The organism is Streptomyces sp. NPDC002386 (genome assembly GCF_053593175.1).
The window spans coordinates 57,233-79,373 of sequence record NZ_JBSFBX010000012.1 but is presented as its reverse complement, the minus strand read 5'-3'; the positions used below and the strand labels follow the sequence as shown (position 1 = coordinate 79,373).

Sequence of the window (22,141 nt, the reverse complement as noted above, 5' to 3'; positions counted from 1 at the left end):
ACTGGACAGCGGCACAAGAGGAATGGGGCGGAAAGCGGCCATGATGGGACCAGCACACTCTCTGTCGGGAGCCGCGGCCTGGCTCGGCGTCGGAGCGGCCGCCGCAGCGGCCGGACACCCGATGCCCTGGCCCGTTCTTCTCGCCGGAGCGCTGATCTGCGCCGGAGCCGCGCTCGCCCCGGACCTCGACCACAAGGCCGCCACCATCTCCCGGGCCTTCGGACCGATCTCCCGGTGGATCTGCGAGATCGTGGACAAGCTCTCCTACGCCGTCTACAAGGCGACCAGGAAGAAGGGGGACGCCCGACGCTCGGGCGGCCACCGCACGCTCACGCACACCTGGCTGTGGGCGGTCCTCATCGGCGCGGGCAGCTCCGGCGCGGCGATCGCGGGGGGCCGCTGGGCGGTGCTGGCGATCCTCTTCGTGCACATGGTGCTGGCGATCGAGGGCCTGCTGTGGCGGGCGGCCCGCGGGTCCAGCAGCGACGTGCTGGTCTGGCTGCTCGCGGCGACCAGCGCGTGGATCCTCGCGGGGATCCTGGACAAGCCGGGCAACGGCTCCGACTGGCTGTTCACCGCGCCCGGGCAGGACTACCTGTGGCTGGGCCTGCCGATCGTGCTGGGCGCCCTGGTGCACGACATCGGGGACGCGCTGACGGTGTCCGGCTGCCCGATCCTGTGGCCGATCCCGGTCGGCCGCAAGCGCTGGTATCCGCTGGGGCCGCCGAAGGCCCTGCGCTTCCGGGCCGGCAGCTGGGTCGAGATAAGGGTGCTGATGCCCGCGTTCATGCTGCTGGGCGGTGCGGGCTGCGCGGCGGCGCTCAACGTGATCTGACGCGCCGCGGTTCTTCAGGCCTGCTCGCCGCCCTCGCCCCCGCCGTAGCGGCGTTCGAACCGGGCGACGCGTCCCTCCGTGTCGACCGTGCGGGCCTTGCCTGTGTAGAAGGGGTGGCTCTCGGAGGAGATCTCCACGTCGATCACCGGGTAGGTCTCACCGTCGTCCCATTCGATGGTCTGCTCGCTGTCCGCGGTGGACCGGGTGAGGAAGGCGTACCCGGCGGCGCGGTCCCGGAAGACCACGGAGTGGTAGTCGGGGTGCTTGTCCTGCTGCATGGCGGCTCCTCGCGCGGGGCGGTCGGACAGGGGGCGTCCGGGTCAGCCGGAGAGGGTGTCCTCGTCCACGATGTGCATCGCGGCCTCCTCGGCGGAGGCGGCGGCGCCGTCGATGCCGACGTCGGTGGCGACCAGGGCGCTCTCCTCGTCCTCGTGCGCGCCCTCGTCCGGGGCGACCAGGCGGCCGGAGCGGGATGCGCCGACCTCGTTGTCGAGGAGTTCCCCGTCGGTGCCGTCGCAGTCACCGATACCGTCTCCGTCGGGGGCGGAGGTCTCGGGCAGCTCCTCGGCGAGCCGCTGGTCCAGGGTCTCCCCGGTCAGGCGTTCGCGGGCCGTCACCCCGGTGTGTTCCACCGCCCACGGCCGCTCGGGAGGGGACCAGCCCCGGTCGAGGGGATCGTCGACACCGTCGTTGTCCAGAGTGTCCTCCGCGTCGAGGACGCCCGAGTCCTCCCGGATCTCCGAGGAATCGGGCTGGTAGACGTCGTCCCCCCATCCGTCGGCGCTGTCCACGGGTACCTCCATGTGGTGAGGACGGCCTTGTGCCCCCAGCAGGGGCAGTGCGCCGTCGGCACGCCCGGCACCGGTTGCGTACGCCGGGACCCGACGGGTTCCCGGCCGTCCCCCGAGCCGGTGCCGCTATCCAGCCTTCCACCCCTGTTCGCTCCCGCGCAACGGCACGGGTGGTGGCCTGACGTCGCGTACCCCGGCCGGGTCGTGCGGAACCGCCGTCCCGCCCCGCCCTCGTACGCCCGCCGGGACGCGACCGCGGCCGGGCCCACCGGCCGGGCCGCCCGCCCGGCCGAACCCCCGACTCCGGACACGTCCGCGAGCCAGGACGGCGCCGTGTCAGCCTGCCCGGCCACCGCCCGGCCGTATGGCGCGGCGCCGCACGTCCGGGCTCGCGACGCCACCGCCTCCGCCTCGCCAGGGCACTCAGGCTCGCCCGGGCCGCCCGTGGGCCGGGTGCCCGGCCTCAGCCCCGCCCGCTCATCCGTGCCACGAGCGCCACAGCGCCGCGTACGCCCCGTCCGCGGCGACCAGCTCCGCATGGCTGCCCAGCTCGCTGATCCGGCCGTTCTCCACGACGGCGATCACATCGGCGTCGTGGGCGGTGTGCAGCCGGTGGGCGATCGCGACCACCGTGCGGCCGTCCAGCACACGGGCCAGCGACCGTTCCAGGTGCCGGGCCGCTCGCGGGTCGAGCAGCGAGGTCGCCTCGTCCAGGACGAGCGTGTGCGGGTCGGCCAGCACGAGCCGGGCCAGCGCGATCTGCTGGGCCTGCGCCGGGGTCAGGGCCAGCCCGCCGGAACCGACCTCGGTGTCCAGTCCCGCGTCCAGCGCCCGGGCCCAGCCGTCCGCGTCGACCGCGCCCAGAGCCGCCCAGAGCTCGGCGTCGGCGGCACCCGTACGGGCGAGCAGCAGGTTGTCCCGCAGGGAGCCCACGAAGACGTGATGCTCCTGGTTGACCAGGGCGACGTGCGAGCGGACGCGTTCCGCCGGCATCCGGGACAGTTCGGCGCCGCCCAGGGTGACACGGCCGTCCCGGGGCGCGTAGATCCCGGCGAGCAGCCTGCCCAGCGTGGACTTGCCCGCGCCGGACGGACCGACCAGGGCCAGCCGGGTGCCCGGGGCGACCTCCAGGGACACCTGGCGCAGCACGTCGACGCCCTCGCGGTAGCCGAAGCGCACCCGGTCGGCGTGCACGTCCCGGCCGCCGGGGGCCAGCGAGGCGTCCCCGGCGGCCGGCTCGATGTCCCGGACGCCGACCAGCCGGGCCAACGACACCTGGGCCACCTGCACCTCGTCGTACCAGCGCAGGATCAGGTTCACCGGATCGACGAGCATCTGTGCGACGAGCGCGCCCGTCGTCAGCTGACCGACGCCGATCCAGCCCCGCAGCACGAAGAAGCCGCCCACCATCAGCACCGAGCCGAGCACGGTGACATGGACGGTGTTGATGACCGGGAAGAGCACGGACCGCAGCCAGAGGGTGTACCGCTCCCAGGCGGTCCACTCCTTGATCCGCCGCTCCGACAGGGCGATGCGCCGCTCGCCCAGACGGTGCGCCTCGACCGTGCGGCCGGCGTCCACGGTCTCGGCGAGTGCGGCGGCGACGGCGGCGTACCCGGCCGACTCCGAGCGGTAGCCGGAGGGTGCCCGTCGGAAGTACCAGCGGCATCCCACCACGAGCACGGGCACCGCGAGCAGTACGGCGGCCGCGAGCGGCGGGGCCGTCACCACCAGGCCGCCGAGCAGAAGCAGGGCCCACACCACGCCGATGGCGAGCTGCGGCACCGCCTCCCGCATGGCGTTGGCCAGGCGGTCGATGTCGGTGGTGATGCGGGACAGCAGGTCACCGGTGCCCGCCCGCTCCAGCACGCCCGGCGGCAGCCCCACCGAGCGGACGAGGAAGTCCTCGCGCAGGTCGGCCAGCATCCGCTCGCCGAGCATCGCGCCCCGCAGCCGCACCTGCCGTACGAACACGGCCTGTACGAGCAGCGCCAGCACGAACAGCCCGGCGGTCAGGCCCAGATGCAACTCCCGCGCGCCGTCCGACACCCGCTCGACGAGTCCGCCGAGCAGGTACGGGCCCACCATGGAGGCGATGACGGCGACGGTGTTGACGGCGACGAGGAGGAGGAAGGCCCGACGGTGCCGGCGGAACAGTTCGGCCACGTAGGCGCGCACGGTCGCGGCCGCGCCGACGGGCAGGGTGGTGGCGGTCGTCGGGGCCGCCGGGTCGTACGCCGGTGGCGCAACGCCGATCATGCGCTCTCCTCGATCTCGTCCAGCGGGCCGAAGGCGCCCAGGAGAGCGCCCCGTCCGGGCAGGTCCGCATTCCGCTCGGCCGCGGCCCGCTCGTCGTCGGTCTCCCGTGTCACGACGGCCCGGTACCGCGGCTCCGCGTCGACCAGTTCACGGTGCACGCCCACGGTGACGACCTCGTCGTCGTGGACGAGGACGACCCGGTCGGCGTGGTCGAGCAGCAGGGGAGAGGTCGTGAACACCACGGTCGTCCGACCCGAGCGCAGCCGCCGCAGACCCTGCGCGATCCAGGCCTCGGTGTGCGAGTCGACGGCGGAGGTCGGCTCGTCCAGGACCAGTACCTCGGGGTCGGTGATGAGCGACCGGGCCAGTGCGAGCCGCTGGCGCTGGCCGCCCGAGAGGGAGCGGCCCCGCTCGGTGACACGCGAGTCCAGCGGGTCGGTGGCGTCCAGCGACCCCTGCACCAGCGCGTCCAGGACGTCCTCGCACCGGGCGGCCGCCAGCGCGTCCTCGGCCCGCACGGCACCGGACGCCGGCACGTCGAGCAGCTCGCGCAGTGTCCCGGATAGCAACACCGGGTCCTTGTCCTGGACCAGGACGGCGGTGCGGGCGCTGTCGAGCGGGAGGTCGTCGAGCGGTACGCCGCCGAGCAGGACCGGCGTACCCGCCTCGGCGGGGTGGCCGCCCAGGCGTTCCGCCAGCCGCCCGGCCGCGTCGGGGTCGCCGCACACCACCGCGGTGAGCAGACCGGAGGGCGCGAGCAGGCCGGTGGCCGGGTCGTACAGGTCACCGGCCGGCACCTCCGCTCCGCGCACTCCGCCGGCGTCCGTGGACCGTCGCAGTGCGAGCACGCGCGCGGCCCGCCTGGCCGAGGGACGTGAGAAGGAGTACGCCATCGCGATCTCCTCGAAGTGCCGCAAGGGGTAGTTGAGCACCATCACCGCGCTGTAGACGGTGACGAGTTCACCGACCGTGATCCGGCCCTGGCGGGCCAGGTGGGTGCCGTGCCAGACCACGGCGATCAGCAGCAGCCCCGGAAGCAGCACCTGGATCCCGGAGATGAGCGCCCACATCCGGGCGCTGCGCACGGCCGCGTGGCGTACCTCCTGGGAGGCGCGGCGGTAACGGTCGAGGAAGAGTTCCTCGCCGCCGATCCCGCGCAGCACGCGCAGGCCGGCCACCGTGTCCGAGGCCAGCTCGGTGGCCCGGCCGGCCTTCTCGCGCTGCACGTCGGCGCGCCGGGTGGCCCGGGGCAGCAGCGGCAGCACGGCGAGCCCGACGACCGGCAGCCCCACGGCGACGACCACGCCGAGAGCGGGCTCGTAGACGACGAGGCCGACGCAGACCACGACGACGGTGAGCGCGGCGGCGGTGAACCGGGAGACGGCCTCGACGAACCAGCCGATCTTCTCCACGTCGCCGGTGGACACGGCGACCACCTCACCGGCCGCGACCCGCCGGGTCAGCGCGGAGCCCAGCCGGGCCGCCTTTCGGGCCAGCAACTGCTGGACCCGGGCGGCGGCGGTGATCCAGTTGGTGACGGCGGACCGGTGCAGGAAGGTGTCGCCGACCGCGATGGCCGTGCCGCACAACGCCATCAGCCCCCCGGTCAGGGCGAGTCGGCCGCCGGAGCGTTCCACGACGGCCTGGACGGCGAGACCGACGCAGAAGGGCAGCGCGGAGACGGCCACGAAGTGGAGCAGGCCCCAGGCCAGCGCCTTGAGCTGGCCGCCCAGCTGGTTGCGCCAGAGCCACCACAGGAGGTGAGGACCCGAACGCGCGTCCGGTACGCCCGGATCGGGATACGGAAGGTCTTGGATTCGCATGACGTCCCAGTGGCTCGTGTCAGGGAGGGCGGGGGAGCGGCGGCAAGCCGTGAAAGGGTCGCGTCGCGGACCGGGGAATTTCAACCGGTTTTCCCCCGGCGGCCCGCGTGGTTCGCCGGGTTCCGGCCAACCGCGGGCGGACGGCGGCCGGAAGCCGTGACCCGGCCGGGTGAATGTCCGGAAGATCGCACGATGAACCGGTGGCCGATGCCAGCATGGGCCGCGTGCGGAGCGACAGTGCGCGGTGTGCGGCGTGGGTGGTGACGGCCGCCGGGACCCTGCTCGCGGCCCTGGCGGCGTGCGGCTCTCCGGGCGGCGGTGCGAGTGCCCCGGAACCGGACGGCCGGGCCGGGCGGTCCGGCACCGACGGGCGCGACCCGCACGGCGTCCCGGGTGTCGGCCCCGAACTGCGGCGGCGCATCCCGGCCGGTTCCGGACAGGTGGTGGCCGTCTACGGCGAGGGCAGGAACTCGGCGGACTCCACGGTCGTGCTGTACACCAGGCGCGGCGAGGGGTGGCGACGCGTCCGCGACTGGCCGGCGCACAACGGCAGGAAAGGCTGGACCACGGACCACCGCTCCGGCGACCGGCGCAGCCCCGTCGGTGTGTACACCCTGACCGACGCGGGCGGCGTACTCGACGACCCGGGCACCGAACTGCCCTACACGCAGGACCGCTCCTTGGCCGCTCCGCGCTGGTGGGCCAGGCCGTACTGGCACGACTTCGACTACGTCATCGCCATCGACTACAACCGCCTCCGGGGCGCTCCGCCGAACGACCCGAGGCGGCCCGAAGGGGACGGGAAGGGCGGGAGCATCTGGCTGCACATGGATCACGGCAGCGGCACGTCGGGCTGCGTCAGCATGTCCCGGCAGGCCATGGAGTTTCTGCTGCGCACCCTGGATCCGGACCGGCGTCCCGTGGTGGTGATGGGGGACAGGGCGGATCTGCTGGGCCGGTGAGGATGGCGCCACGCCTCATTGCGGGCCGGCCCCGGAGCCCCGTAGAACCGGGCCCATGAGAAGACGGATAGTCATGTCCATGCTTGCGGGGGCGACCCTCCTGGCGAGCACGCTCTTCGGCACCGGCGCGGCGGCCGCCGGGACGGCGGGGCGAACGGCCGACGCTCCCGCCGAGTTCGGCACCGACTGGCACGATCCGGTGACCGCCGCCCCGCCCGTCACCCGGCCGCACACCAAGTCCTGCCGGGTCACCCTGGCCGAGAACCAGTTCCGTGACTTCACCCCCTACCGGGGCGCCTACACACCGCCGCGGGGCTGCGGCGACCGCTGGAGCAAGGTCGTCCTGCGACTCGACGGCAAGGTGAAGGGCCGGCAGTTCGACCGTCTCGGCTACCTGCACGTCGGCGGTGCCGAGATCCTGCGCACCTCGACGCCGGAGCCGTCGCCCGACGGCATCGCATGGCACGTGGAGAAGGACGTCACCCGCTACAGCGACGTCTTCCGCGGCCCGCAGGACGTCGAGATGCTCATCGGCAACGTCGTGGACGACACCTACACCGGCGTCATCGACGTCAAGGTGACGCTCACCTTCTACCGGGGCCGGCCCGACGCGTCGGCGCCCGACCGCGTCCTCACCCTCACCGGCGCACCCGACGCCACCACCCTCACCACCCCACGCAACAGCGAGCGCATCGTCGCCGAGGTGTACGCCACCGGATCCGGTGGCGGCTGCGAGGAGTTCTGGTACCTGACCGTGGCCGACCCGGCGGCGTACTCCTGCAAGGCCGACCACGGCCCGTACCGCGAGGTGCAGATCGAGGTCGACGGACAACTCGCCGGTATCGCCGCGCCGTTCCCCCACGTCTGGACCGGCGGTTGGTCGAACCCCTTCCTCTGGTACGTCCTCCCGGCGCCGCGCGCCTTCGACGTGCGGCCCGTCGAGTACGACCTCACACCGTTCGCCGGGCTCCTGAACGACGGCCGCCCGCACCGCGTCGAGGTCTCCGTGGTGGGTGTGCCCGCCGGCCGGTCGGGGTGGAGCGCCCCCGTGAACGTACTGGTGTGGCAGGACGCGCACCGCGCCCACGTCACCGGCGCGCTCACCCGCTCCGAGGCGACCGATGTCGCCGACTCCTCGGTCTACACGCCGGGTGCGGAGAACCGCGTCGACACCGAGGCCGGACACCGGCTCACCGTCTCCGGTTACCTGAACACCTCGCACGGCCGCGTGAGCACCACCGTCACCCGCACCCTCGCCAACACCTCCGCGCACCGCTGGACCGACGGTGAGAACACCGACGGCCTCGACGCGGCCTGGACGGACGACGAGACCGTCGCGCTCAGGGGGAGCGGTCCGGTGCGGACGACGCACACCCACCGGACGTACACGATGAAGGGTGCCACCACCCTCGGTACGGACGACCGGCTGCGTACCGAACTCACCCTGGGCGACCGGGCCACGGTCGTGTGGCGCGAGGACGGCCGGCGCACCGCGTGGTCACGGCTCGACGACACCTACCGGGGCGACGCCGCGTACACGGTCGACGTCCCCCGTGACCAGCGGCACGCGGTCGGCACGTCCAGCGAGCGCTACCGCGTCGACGGCTCGGCGGGGTGCTACGACCGTTCGCTGAGCACGGCGCAGGGCGCGCTGACGGAGGACCGCCGCCGCTGCTGAGGCCGCCGCCGGCCGACCCCGCTCCCGCGGCGCGGGGCGGGGGCGGCCGCGTGCGTTCAGCAGGGTTTGGCGGTCTCCGAGTCGACGAGCGTGTCCAGGAGTACGCCGAGCACCGCGCGCTCCTTCTCGGTCAGCGGGGCGAGTATCTCCTCGGCGGCCGACCGGCGCGCCCCGCGCAGTTCACGCAGGGTCTCCCGGCCGTCGTCCGTCAGCTCGATCCGGGTCACCCGCCGGTTCGACGGGTCCGGCACCCGGCGTACCTTGCCGTTCGCCTCCAGGCCGTCGACCAGCGTGGTCACCGCGCGTGGCACCACTTCGAGGCGCTCGGCGAGGTCGGCCATGCGCGGGGGCGAGCCGTAGTGCGCGAGGGTGCGCAGCAGCCGGGACTGGGCCGGGGTGACGCCCAGCTCCCGTAGCTCCAGATGGCGTTTCTGGATGCGATGCACCCGGCGGGTGAGCCGCAGCAACTGCTCGGCGAGCAGGCCCTCGGGATCGGGGGAGGTCATGCGGGAACAATATCAGGATGCCGTTCATTGTGAGTATAGGTAACAATGAGCTACGATCCGTCAGTCGTCGGCGGCCGGTCCCGGCCGCCGCCCGCCACCTCCGTAGGAGCCCATGCATCCCGAACGAGAACCCTCCTGGACCCCGCCTGCCGACGCCGGTGAGCAGCCCCGGCAGGTGCGCCGCATCCTGAAGCTCTTCCGCCCGTACCGCGGGCGTCTGGCGATCGTCGGCCTGCTGGTCGGCGCCTCGTCGCTGGTCTCGGTGGCCACGCCGTTCCTCCTCAAGGAGATCCTCGACGTGGCGATCCCCGAGCGGCGTACCGGCCTGCTGAGCCTGCTCGCGCTCGGCATGATCCTGAGCGCCGTGCTCTCCAGCGTCTTCGGCGTCCTGCAGACCCTGATCTCGACCACCGTCGGCCAGCGCGTCATGCACGACCTGCGCACGGCCGTCTACGGCCGCCTGCAGCGCATGTCGCTCGCCTTCTTCACCCGCACCCGCACCGGTGAGGTGCAGTCCCGCATCGCCAACGACATCGGCGGCATGCAGGCGACCGTCACCTCCACCGCCACCTCGCTGGTCTCCAACGCGACCAGCGTCGTCGCCACCATCGTCGCGATGGTGGCCCTCGACTGGCGGCTCACCGTCGTCTCGCTCCTCCTGCTGCCGGTGTTCGTCTGGATCAGCCGCCGTGTCGGCAACGAGCGCAAGAGGATCACCACCCAGCGCCAGAAGCAGATGGCCGCGATGGCCGCCACGGTCACCGAGTCGCTCTCCGTCAGCGGCATCCTGCTCGGCCGCACCATGGGGCGCTCCGACTCGCTCACCGCCTCCTTCGCCGCGGAGTCCGAACAGTTGGTGGACCTCGAGGTGAGGTCCAACATGGCCGGCCGCTGGCGGATGGCCGTGATCACGATCGTCATGGCCGCCATGCCCGCCGTCATCTACTGGACCGCTGGGCTCGCCCTGCAGTTCGGCGGGCCGCAGGTCTCGCTCGGCACCATCGTGGCCTTCGTCTCGCTCCAGCAGGGCCTGTTCCGCCCGGCGGTGAGCCTGCTGGCGACCGGCGTGCAGGTACAGACCTCCCTCGCACTCTTCCAGCGCATCTTCGAGTACCTGGACCTGCCCGTCGACATCACCGAGCGTGAGCGGCCGGTCCGCCTCGACGCGGTCAAGGGCGAAGTGCGCTTCGAAGACGTCGAGTTCCGCTACGACGGCAAGGGCGTCCCGGTCCTCGACGGGCTCGACATCACCGTGCCCGCCGGCGGCAGCCTCGCCGTCGTCGGTCCCACCGGCGCCGGCAAGTCCACCCTCGGCTGCCTGGTGCCCCGGCTGTACGACGTCACCGGAGGCCGCGTCACCCTCGACGGGGTGGACGTGCGCGACCTCGACTTCGACACCCTCGCCCGCGCCGTCGGCGTCGTCTCGCAGGAGACGTACCTCTTCCACGCCTCGGTGGCCGACAACCTCCGCTTCGCCAAGCCGGACGCCACCGACGAGGAGCTGTACGAGGCGGCCCGGGCCGCCCAGATCCACGACCACATCTCCGCGCTGCCCGACGGCTACGAGACCGTCGTCGGCGAACGCGGCCACCGATTCTCCGGCGGCGAGAAGCAGCGTCTGGCGATAGCCCGCACCATCCTGCGCGATCCGCCGGTGCTCATCCTGGACGAGGCGACCAGTGCCCTGGACACCCGTACGGAGGCCGCCGTGCAGCAGGCCATCGACGCCCTGTCGGCCGACCGGACGACCCTCACCATCGCCCACCGCCTGTCCACCGTCCGCGGTGCCGACCAGATCGTGGTCCTGGACTCCGGCCGGGTCGCCGAACGGGGCACGCACGAGGAGCTGCTGGAACTGGACGGACGGTACGCGGCCCTGGTGCGCCGGGACGCCCGGCTGGCGCCGGCGGGCTGACATACGGCGGCCCTCGCCGACAAGCTGACGATATGTCGGGTTTGTGACCATACGCGTATTACCGTGCCCGCATGCAGATGAACACTCCACCACGGAGCACGATGCGACTGACGCGCCGGGGCAAGCTCGTCCTCGTCGTGACCGGCGCCGTCCTGGCCGGCACCGCCGTGGCGGTGCCGCTGCTGAGCCTGGCGAGCGGTCGTACGGAGCAGCCCGGGCCCCGCACGCTGGTCATCCCGGAGGGCCGGCGCGCGAACCAGGTGTACGAGGCCGTCGACAAGGCCCTCGAACTGCCCCCGGGCAGCACCCGGAAGTCACTGGGCAAGGCCGGCCTCAAGCTGCCCAAGGAGGCGGCGGGCAATCCGGAGGGCTACCTCTTCCCGGCGGCCTATCCCCTCACGAAGGGCACCACCCCCGAGTCGCTGCTGCGGCTCATGGTCGACACGGCGGGCAAGAGGTTCGACACGACACCGGTGGCCGCCGGGGCGCAGCGCAACACGCTGAACGTCTACCAGACGGTCATCGTCGCCAGCATCGTCCAGGCCGAGTCGACCGCCAAGGCCGACATGGGGAAGGTGGCGCGGGTCATCCTCAACCGGCTGCAGCGGGGCATGCCGCTGCAGGTGGGCTCCACGCTCAACTACGCGCTGAACCGCACCGGCGGCAACGCCGGTGACCACGCCGACTCGAACAGCCCGTACAACTCCTACCAGCGCGTCGGGCTGCCGCCCACCCCGATCGGCAACCCCGGCCCGGAGGCGATGCGCGCCGTGACCAGTCCGCCGTCCGGCGACTGGCTTTACTACGTCACGGTCAAGCCCGGCGACACCCGCTTCACCGCCGACTACGCCGAACACGTGCGCAACGTCGCCGAGTTCAACGCCCGCCACCAGAGCGCCACGCCGTCACGGCAGCCCAGCGGCAGCCCGCGGCAGCCCGCGGTCACACAGCCGCCGAGCTGAACCGGTGGAACGTCACGCGGCGACCGGCCGGACCGGGTCCCCGGCCAGCAGCCGCACGATGTCCCGGACGGCCGAGCGTCCGGCCCGGTTCGCGCCGACGGTACTGGCCGAGGGACCGTAGCCGACGAGATGGACGCGTGGATCGGCGACCGCCCGCGTCCCCTCGATCCGGATCCCGCCGCCCGGCTCCCTCAGCCGCAGCGGCGCCAGGTGGTCCAGCGCAGCCCGGAAACCGGTGGCCCAGAGGATGACGTCGGCCTCCACCCGGCGTCCGTCGCTCCACTCCACCCCGTCCGGGGTGATCCGGTCGAACATCGGCCTGCGGTCCAGGACCCCGTCGTCAAGGCCCCGCCTGATGGCGTCGTTCAGGGGCAGCCCCGTGCCGGAGACGACACTCCTCGGCACCAGGCCCTGCCGTACCCGCTCGTCCACCAGCGCCACGGCCGCCCGGCCAGCCTCCTGGTCGAAGGGGCCCTCGCGGAAGACCGGGGGCCGCCGGGTGACCCAGGTGGTGGCGGCCGCGAAGGGGGCGAGTTCCAGCAGGTGCTGGGTACCGGAGGCGCCGCCGCCCACCACCACGACCCGACGGCCGGTGAACTCCTCCGGGCCGGTGTACTGCGCGGTGTGCAACTGCCGTCCCCGGAAGGTCTCCTGACCCGGATAGCGCGGCCAGAACGGCCGGTCCCAGGTACCGGTCGCGTTGATCAGCGCCCGGGTGGTCCAGTCGCCGTCCGAAGTCTCCACGGTCAGCCGCCCGTCGGGTCCCTCGCCCCCCGGACGCACGGCCGTCACGTCCACAGGACGGCGCACGCGCAGGTCGAAGCTCCGTTCGTAACGGTCGAAGTAGGCGCCGACGACCTCCGCGGACGGCCGCGCCGGATCGGCGTCCGTCAGCTCCATGCCGGGCAGGGAGTGCATCCCGTGCACCTTGCCGTACGTCAGCGACGGCCAGCGGAACTGCCAGGCACCGCCCGGCCGGGGGGAGTGGTCCAGGACCACGAAGCCGCGGTCCGGCTCGAATCCGTTGCGCCGCAGGTGATAGGCGCTGGACAGACCCGCCTGACCAGCGCCTATGACGACCACGTCGACCTCGCGCGTCTCGCTCACGCCCCTGCCAACAGCGGGAAGGTCACGGATCTTCCCGCCCGCGCGGCACCCGCCCGAACACGGCCGGCGCCGCCTCCTCCCGGCGTGTGAAACCCGGCACATGGGTCAGGATGGAGGGCATGTCAGATGCCTTCACCACGCGAATGCTGAACGTCGCCACCGGTTCCCGGGAGCGGGTCGTCGATCTCACCGGCGAGTGCGCGGACTTCCTGCGGGAGGCCGCGGCCGGCCGCGACGGCCTGCTCAACATCTTCGTCCCGCACGCCACGGCCGGTGTCGCGATCATCGAGACCGGCGCCGGCAGTGACGACGACCTGCTCGCCGCCCTGCACTCCCTGCTGCCCGCCGACGACCGCTGGCAGCACCGGCACGGCAGTCCGGGCCACGGCCGTGACCACGTCCTCCCCGCGCTCGTGCCGCCGTACGCGACCCTTCCGGTCATCGGCGGGCACCTGGAGCTGGGTACCTGGCAGTCGGTCTGCCTCGTCGACACGAACAAGGACAACCGCGACCGTCAGGTGCGGTTGAGCTTCCTGGGCTGAGGGCGCTCCCGAGGCGCCGTGCTCCTCCCGCGACGCCGTCGTGCGCCGACGTGCGGGGCGTGACCCGCGGGTGAAAACTGAAGACCGGGCGCGCGGACGGGACGGCGCGTCCGCGCATCGGATCCACGCTCCGTACAGAGGTCCTCGGCCATGGGTGCTATCGACGAAACGGCTGTCGGCAGACTGCGTGAGGCACTGCGGGGGCCGGTGATCGCCCCGCGTGACCCCGGTTACGACGAGGCCCGCAGCATCTACAACGCCATGATCGACCGGCGGCCCGCGGCCTTCGCGCGGTGCGTGGACGTGGCGGACGTGCAGGCGACGATCTCCCTCGCCCGGGACACCGGCGCCGAACTGGCGGTGCGCGGCGGCGGCCACAGCGGGCCGGGTCTGTGCCTGGTCGACGACGGGCTCGTGCTCGACCTGTCGCCGATGCGCTGGGTCAGGGTGGACCCCGAGTCGAAGTCGGTCCAGGTGGGCGGGGGCAGCCTGCTCGGGGATCTCGACCACGCGACGCACGCCTTCGGGCTCGCCGTGCCCTCGGGCATCATGTCGACGACGGGGATCGGCGGCCTCACGCTCGGCGGTGGACACGGCTACCTCACCCGCAGGTACGGCCTGACGATCGACAGCCTGCTGTCGGCCGACGTGGTCCTCGCCGACGGCAGCTGCGTCACCGCCTCGGCCGAACGCCATCCGGACCTGTTCTGGGCGCTGCGGGGCGGCGGCGGCAACTTCGGCGTGGTCACCTCGTTCACCTTCCGGCTGCACCCGGCCGCCACGGTCGGGGTCGCGGTGACGGTCTGGCCGGTCGACCGCATCCAGGAGGTGCTGCGCTGGTACCGGGAGTTCCTGCCCGCCGCACCGGAGGAGCTCAGCGGCTTCTTCGCCGTGCTGGTCGTGCCGCCCGGCCCGCCGTTCCCCGTGCCGATCCACGGGCAGAAGGTGTGCGGTGTCGTCTGGTGCTACACCGGCGGACTCGCCGACGACCACCTCGCCGAGCTGCTCTCGGTGGTCAACGACCCGGCGCCGCCGGCCTTCCACTTCACCACCCCCATGCCCTACCCCGGGCTGCAGACCATGTTCGACACCCTGATCCCGAAGGGACTGCAGTGGTACTGGCGCGGTGACTTCTTCGACGCCGTCTCCGACGGGGCCGTGGACGTGCACCAGAAGTACGCCGAGAACCTCCCCACCGGCCTGTCGACCATGCACATGTACCCGGTGGACGGGGCGGCCCAGCGCGTCGGCCCCGACGACACGGCCTGGGCCTACCGGGACGCCGTCTGGTCCGGCGTGATCGGCGGCATCGACCCCGACCCCGCCAACGCCGGCCTGGTGCGGCAGTGGTGCGTCGACTACTGGACCGACCTGCACCCGCACTCGATGGGCGGCACCTACGTCAACTTCATCGGCGAACAGGAGAACCCGGACCGGGTCCGGAGCACCTACCGGGGGCACTACGACCGCCTTGCCTCGGTCAAGCGCGCCTACGACCCGGACAACCTGTTCCACGCCAACCAGAACATCCCGCCGGCCGCGGACTGACTCCGGCCCACCCCCGAACCGACGGCTCCGGGAGGACCTCGTGACCGCTTCGCCACCCGCCACCGACGCCCCGCCGAACCACTACGACGACCTGCGGGCCCTGGTGATCAACTGCACCCTCAAACGCTCGCCGGAGACGAGCAACACCCAGGGACTGATCGACCGGAGCACCGCCGTCATGGACGCCCAGGGCGTGCACGTCGACGTCGTACGGGCCGTCGACCACGACATCGCCACCGGTGTGTGGCCCGACATGACCGAGCACGGCTGGAAGACGGACGCCTGGCCGGACCTCTACCGGCAGGTCCTGGCGGCCGACATCCTCGTCCTGGCGGGCCCGATCTGGCTGGGCGACAACAGTTCCGTCATGAAGCAGGTGATCGAACGCCTGTACTCCTGCTCGAGTCTGCTCAACGACGCGGGTCAGTACGCCTATTACGGCCGTGTCGGCGGCTGCCTCGTCACCGGCAACGAGGACGGCGTCAAGCACTGCGCGATGAACGTCCTCTACAGCCTGCAGCACCTGGGATACACCATCCCGCCGCAGGCGGACGCCGGCTGGATCGGCGAGGCGGGCCCCGGACCCTCGTACCTCGACCCCGGATCGGGCGGCCCCGAGAACGACTTCACCAACCGCAACACCACCTTCATGACCTGGAACCTGCTGCACCTGGCGCGGGCGCTGAAGGACCTCGGAGGCATCCCCGCCTACGGCAACCAGCGCACCGCCTGGGACGCCGGATGCCGCCGCGACTTCGAGAACCCCGAGCACCGCTAGGGGGCGTCTCCCCGATCCTCGCGGGTCCGCGACGCCCGGCACGGCACCTCACCGCACGGCCGAACCGCCCACGTACGCCCGGTACGAGGGCGACTCGACCGCACGCCGAGGCACCGCACCGGACGCCGCGGCCTGATCCACGAAGATCGAGGAGACGCCCCCTAGCCGCGCCCGGGCACCGCGACCAGCCCGAGCCGCTGCGCGCGCAGCAGGGTGCCGATCCGGTCGCGGGTGCCCAGCTTGCGGTAGATGTTCTCGACGTGCTTGTGCACGGTGCGGGCCGAGATGCCCAGGCGCCGGCCGATGGCGTCGGCGGTCAGGGCCTCTGCGAGCAGCAGCAGTACGGCCGTCTCACGCGGCGTCAGCGCGCAGTCCGCCGCCCGTTCGTCGGACGACGCCCCGGCCGGGGCGAGGGAGCGCCGCCACTCCTCCAGCAGTAGCCGCTGCCGCTCCACGGCCTCCATCAGCGGCTGGGCGCGCGCGGCCATCGTCAGGTGGTCGTCGGTGAAGTCCGTGCCGGACCGGAAGACCAGGCAGCCGGTGATCGGGGCGGAACTGCCGGGCAGCGGCACGCCCAGCACATGGTCGACGTCCAGCACCGCGCCGAGCAGCCGGGCCGTCGCACTGCCCCGCCAGCCCCTGCCGGCCGCGCGGTGCGCGGAGACCGGCGCCCGCCCGGGCCGTCGCGCGTAGTGGCGGGCGAAGGGATAGCCGGCGCGCAGCAGCCCCAGGTCCGCCTCCGGGAGCCGGCCCAATTCGCGGGCGGCGGCACCGGGGGCCGCGCCGACCGTGCCGCTGTGCTCGCTCCAGTCGTCCAGCTTGTGGACCGCGGCCTCGCCGCCGCACAGCTCGGTCAGCGCGCCGCTCAGCGAGGGCCACAGCCGTCCCGGTTCCCGTTCGTGCAGCGCCGCCACGGCCACCGCCACCAGGCGTTCGTAGGCCTTCTCCAGCCCCTGTGCCACGTGCTTCGTCTCCGCGTGTATCCCGTGCGCCGTCCTCCCCCGACCGGCGCCGCGTACGTACTTGTACGCATACCCTCGCCCTCCCCGGATGCCGGACACTTCAACCCGGCGCGTCCGACCTGCTCGGACGACCGCCGGGCGGGCCGCCGGCGCGGGGGAACGGCGGCCCGCGCAGCCTTCGCGCGCCCCGCGCCCCTCAGGAGCCCCAGGCCGCGGCGCACAGAGCCCGGTCCACCGCGTCGGTGTAGCGGGCCGCCGCCAGCCAGGCCCGGGCGAACCGGTCCGGGTCCGCCGGGAGCAGACGGCCGAAGACGTCACGTGAACGCTCCGCCGCGGCCGCGTGCAGCTCCCGCAGGAGGTCACCCGCCGTCGCCAGCCCGTGGCGGCCCAGCCGCCGGACGTCGGCGCCCATGTCCCCGGGGAAGGACAGCACGAGCCGTCCGCCCGAGGCGGCCTGCAGCACCCGGCGGCGCAACAGGTGCACCGGTGCCTCGTCGGGCGCGGGGACGGCTGCCGGGGGCGCCGGGGAGGCGGGCACGGTCGGCAGGTCGGCGTGCTGGAGCCGGTCCAGACCCACGTCGACGCGGGTGCCGGGGAGGGTGGGGTGCTCGGTCGCGAGCAGCAGGGCCCTGGGATGCGGGGCCGGGTCCAGCCGGGCGGCGATCCGGAGCCGGCTGCCCCGGGCGGCGGCCAGCAGCCGCAGGTTGTCGCGGTGGGGGAGCGCGGGGTGGTCGTGCGCGGCGGCCAGCCGCAGGAAGACGCCGCCGCAGTCGGCGAGCAGACAGTCGCCCGACGCCTCCCGGACCGTGCCCACCAGGGTCACGTCGAGGAAGAGCAGGCCGTGGCCGCCGTCCAGGGCGCCGGCCACCTGCTCGGCCGCCGGGACCGCCCAGAGCCGCTCCAGCGGGTCCGCGCGCCAGCCCGCGCCGGAGGCACGGACCGCCCGTACTTCCGCGCCCGCTCCCAGCCGCCCCGTCGGGGACACCGTGGCACCCGACACCGCGAGTCCCGCCCGCGACAGTTGACGATGGGTCAGGGCGGTGTCGCCGACGCGGACCGTCCGGTCGGCCGCGCCCACCGCGCGCCCGGCGCCGCCCGGCGCCACGTCCGGCACCTGGTACAGCCGCCCCTCGGCGTCCGCGGTCCAAGTCACCGCGCCCGCGTGTCCCGTGGCGGTGAGCACCGGTTCGGTGAAGACCCCGTACAGCCGCAGTGAGCCGTCCGGCCGGTACGGCTGCCGTGCCGTCCCGCGCAGCCCGGTCAGCTCCGGGCCCCGCGCGTGCGGGAGGCGGTGGGCGTCGGACAGCGCGTCGCGGAGCGCGGAGACGAGGTCCGCGAGGCGGTACGCCGGGTCGGCGGAGCGGGCCCGGCGCAGTGCGGTCACGACGGACACGGCCGTGGCGGCGGCCCGGGGGAGCCCCGCGAGCCGGGCCGTGTGCGCCGCGCGCAGCAGTTCCGCCTGGAGCACCGCACCGGAACCGTGCGTACCGGCCTCCAGTACCGCCGCCGCGGCGGTGTGCAGGGCACGGGCGGCGGCACACTGCTCGGGCGTGGCCCTTTCCGTGTCCGCCGCGCCGGGCGGCTCCGGCGCGGCCTCACCCGCCGTCGCCGGTTCGTCGGCCTTCTCCGGTCCGGCCGCGGCGGACGGTTCGGCGACCGGTGCCGCCGACGCGGCCGCGGCGCGGTGCACGCAGCCGGGCGCCAGCAGACAGCCGCAGCGGATCGCGTCCGCGTCGGTCACCCTGCCGCCGGGCGCGTGCAGTTCGACGTCGGTGCTGTCGTCGACGCCGATCCGCACGGTGTCGCCGTCACGGACGACCGGGCGGCCCGCCAGCTTCGCGACGCCCGCGTCGAGGCGCTTGCGCAGCCGGGGGGAGAGCGCCGCGACGAGCGCGGCGGTCACGGACGGGTCGACCGGAGGCAGATCCGGGCTCATGCGATCTTCTCCCCTACCCAGCGGGCGAGTTCGAGCGGGCTCAGGGCGGCCACCGGCATCCCCGCGGCGACCAGCTGCCCGGCGACGGAAGTGGCGTAGCGGGGCCGGCCGGCGTCGTCCAGGCTCGCGCAGCCGAGCACCTGGCAGCCCGCGCCGACCAGGGCCCGCACCTCGGCGAGCAGCCCGCCGAGCGGGTAGCCCTCCTCGAAGTCGCTGACGACCACGACGAGCGTGCGCGAGGGCACGGTGACCAGTTCCCGCGCGTGCCGCAGTCCGGCCGCGATGTGGGTGCCGCCGCCCACGCTGACCTCCAGCAGCAGCGACAGCGGGTCCGCCACGTGGTCCGTCAGGTCGATCACCTCCGTGGAGAAGGCCAGGAAGTGCGTGGACAGGGTGGGCACCCCGGCCAGTACGGACGCCGTGAGCGCGGCCCAGACCGTGGAAGCCTCCATGGATCCCGAAACGTCGGTGACCAGGATCAGCCGCCAGTCCGCCGTCTTGCGGGCCCGGGTGCGGAAGACGGGGCGCTCGGGGACGACCCGGACCGTGCCGTCCGGCATGCGACGTGCGGTCGCCAGGTTGGCCCGCAGCGTACGGGGCAGGTCCAGGCCGCCGCCCGGACGGCGGCTGGGACGCGGCAACGCGGTGCCGTGCAGGGCCGGGCGCAGCCGGGTCGCCAGCTCCCGGGTCAGCTCGTCGACCAGCCGCTTCACCAGCGGGCGCAGCGCGGCCAGCCGGGCCTCCGGCAGTCCGCCCGCGTGCCGCAGCACCGAGCGGAGCAGATCGACCGACGGCCGTACGGCGTCCGGGTCGAGCTCCGCGAACACGTCCGGGCGGCCCGACCCGGCGGCGGCCGCCAGCACCTCCTCCCGGACACCCGGGCCGAAGAGCGCGGCCAGTTCCTCCGACCACTCCCGCACCGAGGGGTACGGCGTCTCGCGGCCGCCGCCGCTTCCCGCGCCGGTGAGGTCGCCCCGGCTGCCCTCGCCACGTCCGCTGCCGTACAGCTCGTCCAGCGCGGTCGCCAGGCGGCCCGCGGAGGGCGGCAGCCGGTCGGCGCGCCGGCCCAGCACCAGGCGCCACCGGTCGGCGGGCGCCAGCAGGTGGTCCGCGCCGTCCGCGCCGCCGGGGGCGTCCCCGGCGGCGCCGCTCCCGGCGCCGGCTGCCGGGGCATCCGCGGGCCGGTGGCCCGATGGAAGGAGTCCCCAGTCGCGGAGGGCTTCGCGGGCCGCCAGATCGGCGCGGGTCCAGGCGGCCAGCGCGACCGGGTCGACGGCTCCGGTGTCGCCCACCCGGCGCTCGTCCAGACGCTCCTCGACGGTGGACAGCAGCCGCTCGCGCGCGGCCGGGCTGAGCGTGTCGAAGCCGCCGCGCAGGGCGGGCAGCCGGTCCAGGAAGTCCCGATCGGACAGTTCCCGCACCCGGTCCAGCAGCGGCTCCAGCGCGGGCGCCGCCGACTCCAGCAGCGGCCCGGCCGCGGTCAGCAGCCCGGTGAGCCGCGCGGTCAGCGCGGACCGGGAGGCGGCGTCGTGGGCCCCGTCCACCCAGGACGCCACCCGGCCGCCGAAGGCGCGCGGCTCCTCGTGTCCGAGCAGCACACGTACCGCGCCGGCGGCGCCGCGCATCAGCGGGGAACCACCGGTGGCCAGCCGGGCGAGGGCGTCGGTGAGCCGCATGCCGCCCGACACGTCGGCGCGGTGGGCGAGTTCCAGCAGCGCGTGGGCGTCCGCGGGGTCCTCGGAGCCGGTGAGGCCGTCCACCTGACGCACCGCGGCGGTGGTGAGCAGCCCGGCGACGGCCGCCGCCCGTGCCGCGCGGTCCGCGCCGGCCGGCAGACCGGCGATGTGACCGGCGCCCAGACGGTCCAGCAGGGCGAGTCCGGCGAGCAGCTCGGGCAGCGTCCCGGAGCCGGGCAGCACCTCGGCGACGTCGTCCAGCCGCTCGTCCGCGAGCCGCTCCAGGCCGCAGTGAGCCGCCTGTTCCAGACCGGGCAGGACCTGGGCCGCGGTGGACCCGCCGGCGTCCCGCTCGGTGCGCCGGCGCTCCCGCAGCAGGCCCTCGGCGGCCTGCGCCGGGGTGACCCCGCGGACCCCGGCCACGGTCAGCATGGCGGCCGTGGCGGGGGTCCAGCGCACCTCCCAGCGGGAGGTCAGCGCCTCGGCGCCGCCCGCGCCGGTGACTTCCCTGGACTCCGCGTACGGCACCGCGCACACCGTCAGGCGGCGCAGCAGGAGTTCGCGGCGGCGGTCCAGGCCGGAGCGGAGCGGGTCGAGGCGCAGGTCGCGCGCGCTGCCGGGGCCGGCGTCCGCCGGGCCGGGCAGGCCCAGCGCGGCCAGCTCGGCCTCCACCGCCGGGGCCAGCCCGCTGCGCGGCGCGCCCGGTGCCGGACGGCCGGTCCGGCCACCCACCAGTACCCTCTCCATCGCCCGCGCGACGGCCCGCCCCCGCCCGTGGGGCTCACCCTGGGCGAGCACCGTCTGCACGGCCTCCACCAGCTCGCCCCGGCCCGCCGCGGGCAGCCCCCGCAGCCGGGCCAGGTCACCGGCGAACCGCACGACCTCCCGCGCGTCCGCGGGCCCGGAGGGGTGGCCGAGCGCCCGGAGTTCGGCGCACACCCGCACGGCGGCCCCGGTCAGCGCCTCCGCCAGCGCCGCCGGGTCGCCCGCGGCCTCGAGCACCCCCTGCTGCCACTCGGGGTCGCGGATGCCGGCGGGGTAGCCGGAACGCTCGTCGAGGAGGGCGTAGGTGTAGGGGATGAGGGACGTCGTCCAGGGCGTGGCCGGCGAGGGGCCGGCGGGGCCCGCCTCGGCGCCGTCGTCCGGCTCCAGCAGCGCCGGGGCGTGGAAGGCGCCGACGACCACGGCGGCCCGCTCACCGCCCGCCGTCGCCGCGGCCAGGCACGACCGCATCCACCGCTCCCGGCGCAGGTCCAGCTCGGGCACCCCGCCCGCACCCGCCGCCTCCTCGCGCAGCGCCCACCCGGTCAGCAGCGCGGCCCGCCGCAGGGCCTCCGGCGGCGAACCCGGGGCGGCGGTCTCCACCAGCCGGTCCCACAGGTCGTCACCGGGACGGCCGGTGAGACGGGAGCGCAGGGCACCGCCGAGCCCGCCGAGGCCGGGCGCCTCCGTCGCCCGTGCCTCGGCGCCAGGGGGCCGCCGGCGATCGTCCCCGCTCCAGGCCCGGTCCGCGAGCGGCAGGTCGCAGGCGACCACCGGCACGCCGTGCCGCGCCGCCCAGCGCACCGCCACCAGTTCCGGTGAGAAGTCCGCGAACGGATAGAACGCCGGGCCGGTGCTCCCGTCGACCGGCGCGGCGGCGAGCGCGACCGGGGCCCGGGTCTCCTCGTGGGCGAGCCACGGCAGCCATTCGCTCAGCTCGGCGGGGAGTTCGACGAGCAGGACGTCCGGCTTCGCCGCGTCCAGCAGGGCGGGCACGGCCGCCGCCAGCGAGGGCGCGTGATGCCGTACGCCGATGAGGTAGGGCGCCGCCTCGTCGGTGAGGGCCCGCGCGGCCGCCTCGGGGGAAGCGTGGGGCACG

17 protein-coding genes are annotated in these 22,141 nt (G+C 74.4%); 8 read left to right on the top strand and 9 right to left on the bottom strand.

The genetic code is table 11. The annotated features are described in order from the left end of the window. Positions 1 to 40: 40 nt before the first annotated feature. On the top strand, positions 41 to 835 hold the full coding sequence (locus ACWCPN_RS23775; protein WP_451209524.1) for a metal-dependent hydrolase: 795 nt from the start codon (positions 41 to 43) through the stop codon (positions 833 to 835). Positions 836 to 849: 14 nt separating this feature from the next. Here ACWCPN_RS23775 and ACWCPN_RS23770 read toward each other — a convergent pair whose 3' ends face one another. The 4 genes from ACWCPN_RS23770 to ACWCPN_RS23755 form a co-directional block, all read right to left on the bottom strand. Beyond that, positions 850 to 1,113 (bottom strand): type B 50S ribosomal protein L31, encoded by a 264-nt coding sequence (locus tag ACWCPN_RS23770; protein ID WP_451209521.1) that lies wholly within the window; start codon positions 1,111 to 1,113, stop codon positions 850 to 852. Between the two features lie 42 nt (positions 1,114 to 1,155). After that, positions 1,156 to 1,626, bottom strand: coding sequence for a DUF5709 domain-containing protein (locus ACWCPN_RS23765; RefSeq protein WP_451209517.1), 471 nt, complete (start codon positions 1,624 to 1,626; stop codon positions 1,156 to 1,158). Between the two features lie 477 nt (positions 1,627 to 2,103). After that, entirely contained in the window at positions 2,104 to 3,885 is a 1,782-nt protein-coding gene (locus ACWCPN_RS23760; protein WP_451209514.1) for an ABC transporter ATP-binding protein, read from the bottom strand. Continuing rightward, positions 3,882 to 5,708 carry an ABC transporter transmembrane domain-containing protein gene (locus ACWCPN_RS23755; RefSeq protein WP_451209511.1) on the bottom strand — a complete coding sequence of 609 codons (1,827 nt, stop codon included), beginning with the start codon at positions 5,706 to 5,708 and terminating at the stop codon, positions 3,882 to 3,884. The genes ACWCPN_RS23760 and ACWCPN_RS23755 overlap by 4 nt, the downstream gene beginning before the upstream one ends. Before the next feature lie 215 nt (positions 5,709 to 5,923). Between ACWCPN_RS23755 and ACWCPN_RS23750 the strand changes: the two genes are divergently transcribed. Beyond that, positions 5,924 to 6,670 (top strand): L,D-transpeptidase family protein, encoded by a 747-nt coding sequence (locus ACWCPN_RS23750; RefSeq protein ID WP_451209947.1) that lies wholly within the window; start codon positions 5,924 to 5,926, stop codon positions 6,668 to 6,670. A 55-nt stretch (positions 6,671 to 6,725) separates the two neighbouring features. Then, entirely contained in the window at positions 6,726 to 8,348 is a 1,623-nt protein-coding gene (locus ACWCPN_RS23745) for a peptide-N4-asparagine amidase (protein ID WP_451209508.1), read from the top strand. 56 nt (positions 8,349 to 8,404) lie between these two features. Here the strand turns inward: ACWCPN_RS23745 and ACWCPN_RS23740 are convergent, their stop codons facing one another. Continuing rightward, on the bottom strand, positions 8,405 to 8,854 hold the full coding sequence (locus tag ACWCPN_RS23740) for a MarR family winged helix-turn-helix transcriptional regulator (RefSeq protein ID WP_199209573.1): 450 nt from the start codon (positions 8,852 to 8,854) through the stop codon (positions 8,405 to 8,407). 112 nt (positions 8,855 to 8,966) lie between these two features. Between ACWCPN_RS23740 and ACWCPN_RS23735 the strand changes: the two genes are divergently transcribed. Further along, positions 8,967 to 10,769 carry an ABC transporter ATP-binding protein gene (locus ACWCPN_RS23735; RefSeq protein WP_451209504.1) on the top strand — a complete coding sequence of 601 codons (1,803 nt, stop codon included), beginning with the start codon at positions 8,967 to 8,969 and terminating at the stop codon, positions 10,767 to 10,769. Between the two features lie 71 nt (positions 10,770 to 10,840). Further along, complete coding sequence (gene mltG / locus ACWCPN_RS23730) at positions 10,841 to 11,731, top strand: endolytic transglycosylase MltG (RefSeq protein WP_451209501.1); 891 nt, start codon at positions 10,841 to 10,843, stop codon at positions 11,729 to 11,731. A 12-nt stretch (positions 11,732 to 11,743) separates the two neighbouring features. Here the strand turns inward: mltG and ACWCPN_RS23725 are convergent, their stop codons facing one another. Next, complete coding sequence (locus tag ACWCPN_RS23725) at positions 11,744 to 12,838, bottom strand: NAD(P)-binding domain-containing protein (protein WP_451209498.1); 1,095 nt, start codon at positions 12,836 to 12,838, stop codon at positions 11,744 to 11,746. 119 nt (positions 12,839 to 12,957) lie between these two features. Between ACWCPN_RS23725 and ACWCPN_RS23720 the strand changes: the two genes are divergently transcribed. The 3 genes from ACWCPN_RS23720 (at position 12,958) to ACWCPN_RS23710 (ending at position 15,706) form a co-directional block, all read left to right on the top strand. After that, positions 12,958 to 13,380 carry a YjbQ family protein gene (locus ACWCPN_RS23720; RefSeq protein ID WP_199209570.1) on the top strand — a complete coding sequence of 141 codons (423 nt, stop codon included), beginning with the start codon at positions 12,958 to 12,960 and terminating at the stop codon, positions 13,378 to 13,380. A gap of 150 nt (positions 13,381 to 13,530) precedes the next feature. Next, positions 13,531 to 14,928: an FAD-binding oxidoreductase gene (locus ACWCPN_RS23715; RefSeq protein ID WP_451209494.1), complete on the top strand. Its 1,398-nt coding sequence runs from the start codon at positions 13,531 to 13,533 to the stop codon at positions 14,926 to 14,928. Between the two features lie 40 nt (positions 14,929 to 14,968). After that, positions 14,969 to 15,706 carry a flavodoxin family protein gene (locus tag ACWCPN_RS23710; RefSeq protein ID WP_451209491.1) on the top strand — a complete coding sequence of 246 codons (738 nt, stop codon included), beginning with the start codon at positions 14,969 to 14,971 and terminating at the stop codon, positions 15,704 to 15,706. Between the two features lie 161 nt (positions 15,707 to 15,867). On the opposite strand, the gene ACWCPN_RS23705 is transcribed toward ACWCPN_RS23710, so the two are convergent. The 3 genes from ACWCPN_RS23705 to ACWCPN_RS23695 all read right to left on the bottom strand — a co-directional run bounded on the left by ACWCPN_RS23705 (position 15,868) and on the right by ACWCPN_RS23695 (position 22,140). Then, entirely contained in the window at positions 15,868 to 16,668 is an 801-nt protein-coding gene (locus tag ACWCPN_RS23705) for a LuxR C-terminal-related transcriptional regulator (RefSeq protein ID WP_451209488.1), read from the bottom strand. Between the two features lie 196 nt (positions 16,669 to 16,864). Continuing rightward, the gene (locus ACWCPN_RS23700; protein ID WP_451209485.1) at positions 16,865 to 18,604 is read right to left on the bottom strand and encodes a hypothetical protein; all 1,740 of its coding nucleotides are present in this window, start codon (positions 18,602 to 18,604) and stop codon (positions 16,865 to 16,867) included. Next, positions 18,601 to 22,140: a DUF5682 family protein gene (locus tag ACWCPN_RS23695; protein ID WP_451209482.1), complete on the bottom strand. Its 3,540-nt coding sequence runs from the start codon at positions 22,138 to 22,140 to the stop codon at positions 18,601 to 18,603. The genes ACWCPN_RS23700 and ACWCPN_RS23695 overlap by 4 nt, the downstream gene beginning before the upstream one ends. Position 22,141 lies beyond the last annotated feature (1 nt).

Bases quoted from the DNA above. Each gene is read 5' to 3' on its own strand.
- ACWCPN_RS23750 (WP_451209947.1), top strand. From the start codon at position 5,924: ATGGGCCGCGTGCGGAGCGACAGTGCGCGGTGTGCGGCGTGGGTGGTG.
- ACWCPN_RS23770 (WP_451209521.1), bottom strand. From the start codon at position 1,113: ATGCAGCAGGACAAGCACCCCGACTACCACTCCGTGGTCTTCCGGGAC.
- mltG (WP_451209501.1), top strand. From the start codon at position 10,841: ATGCAGATGAACACTCCACCACGGAGCACGATGCGACTGACGCGCCGG.
- ACWCPN_RS23735 (WP_451209504.1), top strand. From the start codon at position 8,967: ATGCATCCCGAACGAGAACCCTCCTGGACCCCGCCTGCCGACGCCGGT.
- ACWCPN_RS23755 (WP_451209511.1), bottom strand. From the start codon at position 5,708: ATGCGAATCCAAGACCTTCCGTATCCCGATCCGGGCGTACCGGACGCG.
- ACWCPN_RS23760 (WP_451209514.1), bottom strand. From the start codon at position 3,885: ATGATCGGCGTTGCGCCACCGGCGTACGACCCGGCGGCCCCGACGACC.
- ACWCPN_RS23745 (WP_451209508.1), top strand. From the start codon at position 6,726: ATGAGAAGACGGATAGTCATGTCCATGCTTGCGGGGGCGACCCTCCTG.
- ACWCPN_RS23715 (WP_451209494.1), top strand. From the start codon at position 13,531: ATGGGTGCTATCGACGAAACGGCTGTCGGCAGACTGCGTGAGGCACTG.
- ACWCPN_RS23700 (WP_451209485.1), bottom strand. From the start codon at position 18,604: ATGAGCCCGGATCTGCCTCCGGTCGACCCGTCCGTGACCGCCGCGCTC.
- ACWCPN_RS23775 (WP_451209524.1), top strand. From the start codon at position 41: ATGATGGGACCAGCACACTCTCTGTCGGGAGCCGCGGCCTGGCTCGGC.
- ACWCPN_RS23720 (WP_199209570.1), top strand. From the start codon at position 12,958: ATGTCAGATGCCTTCACCACGCGAATGCTGAACGTCGCCACCGGTTCC.
- ACWCPN_RS23740 (WP_199209573.1), bottom strand. From the start codon at position 8,854: ATGACCTCCCCCGATCCCGAGGGCCTGCTCGCCGAGCAGTTGCTGCGG.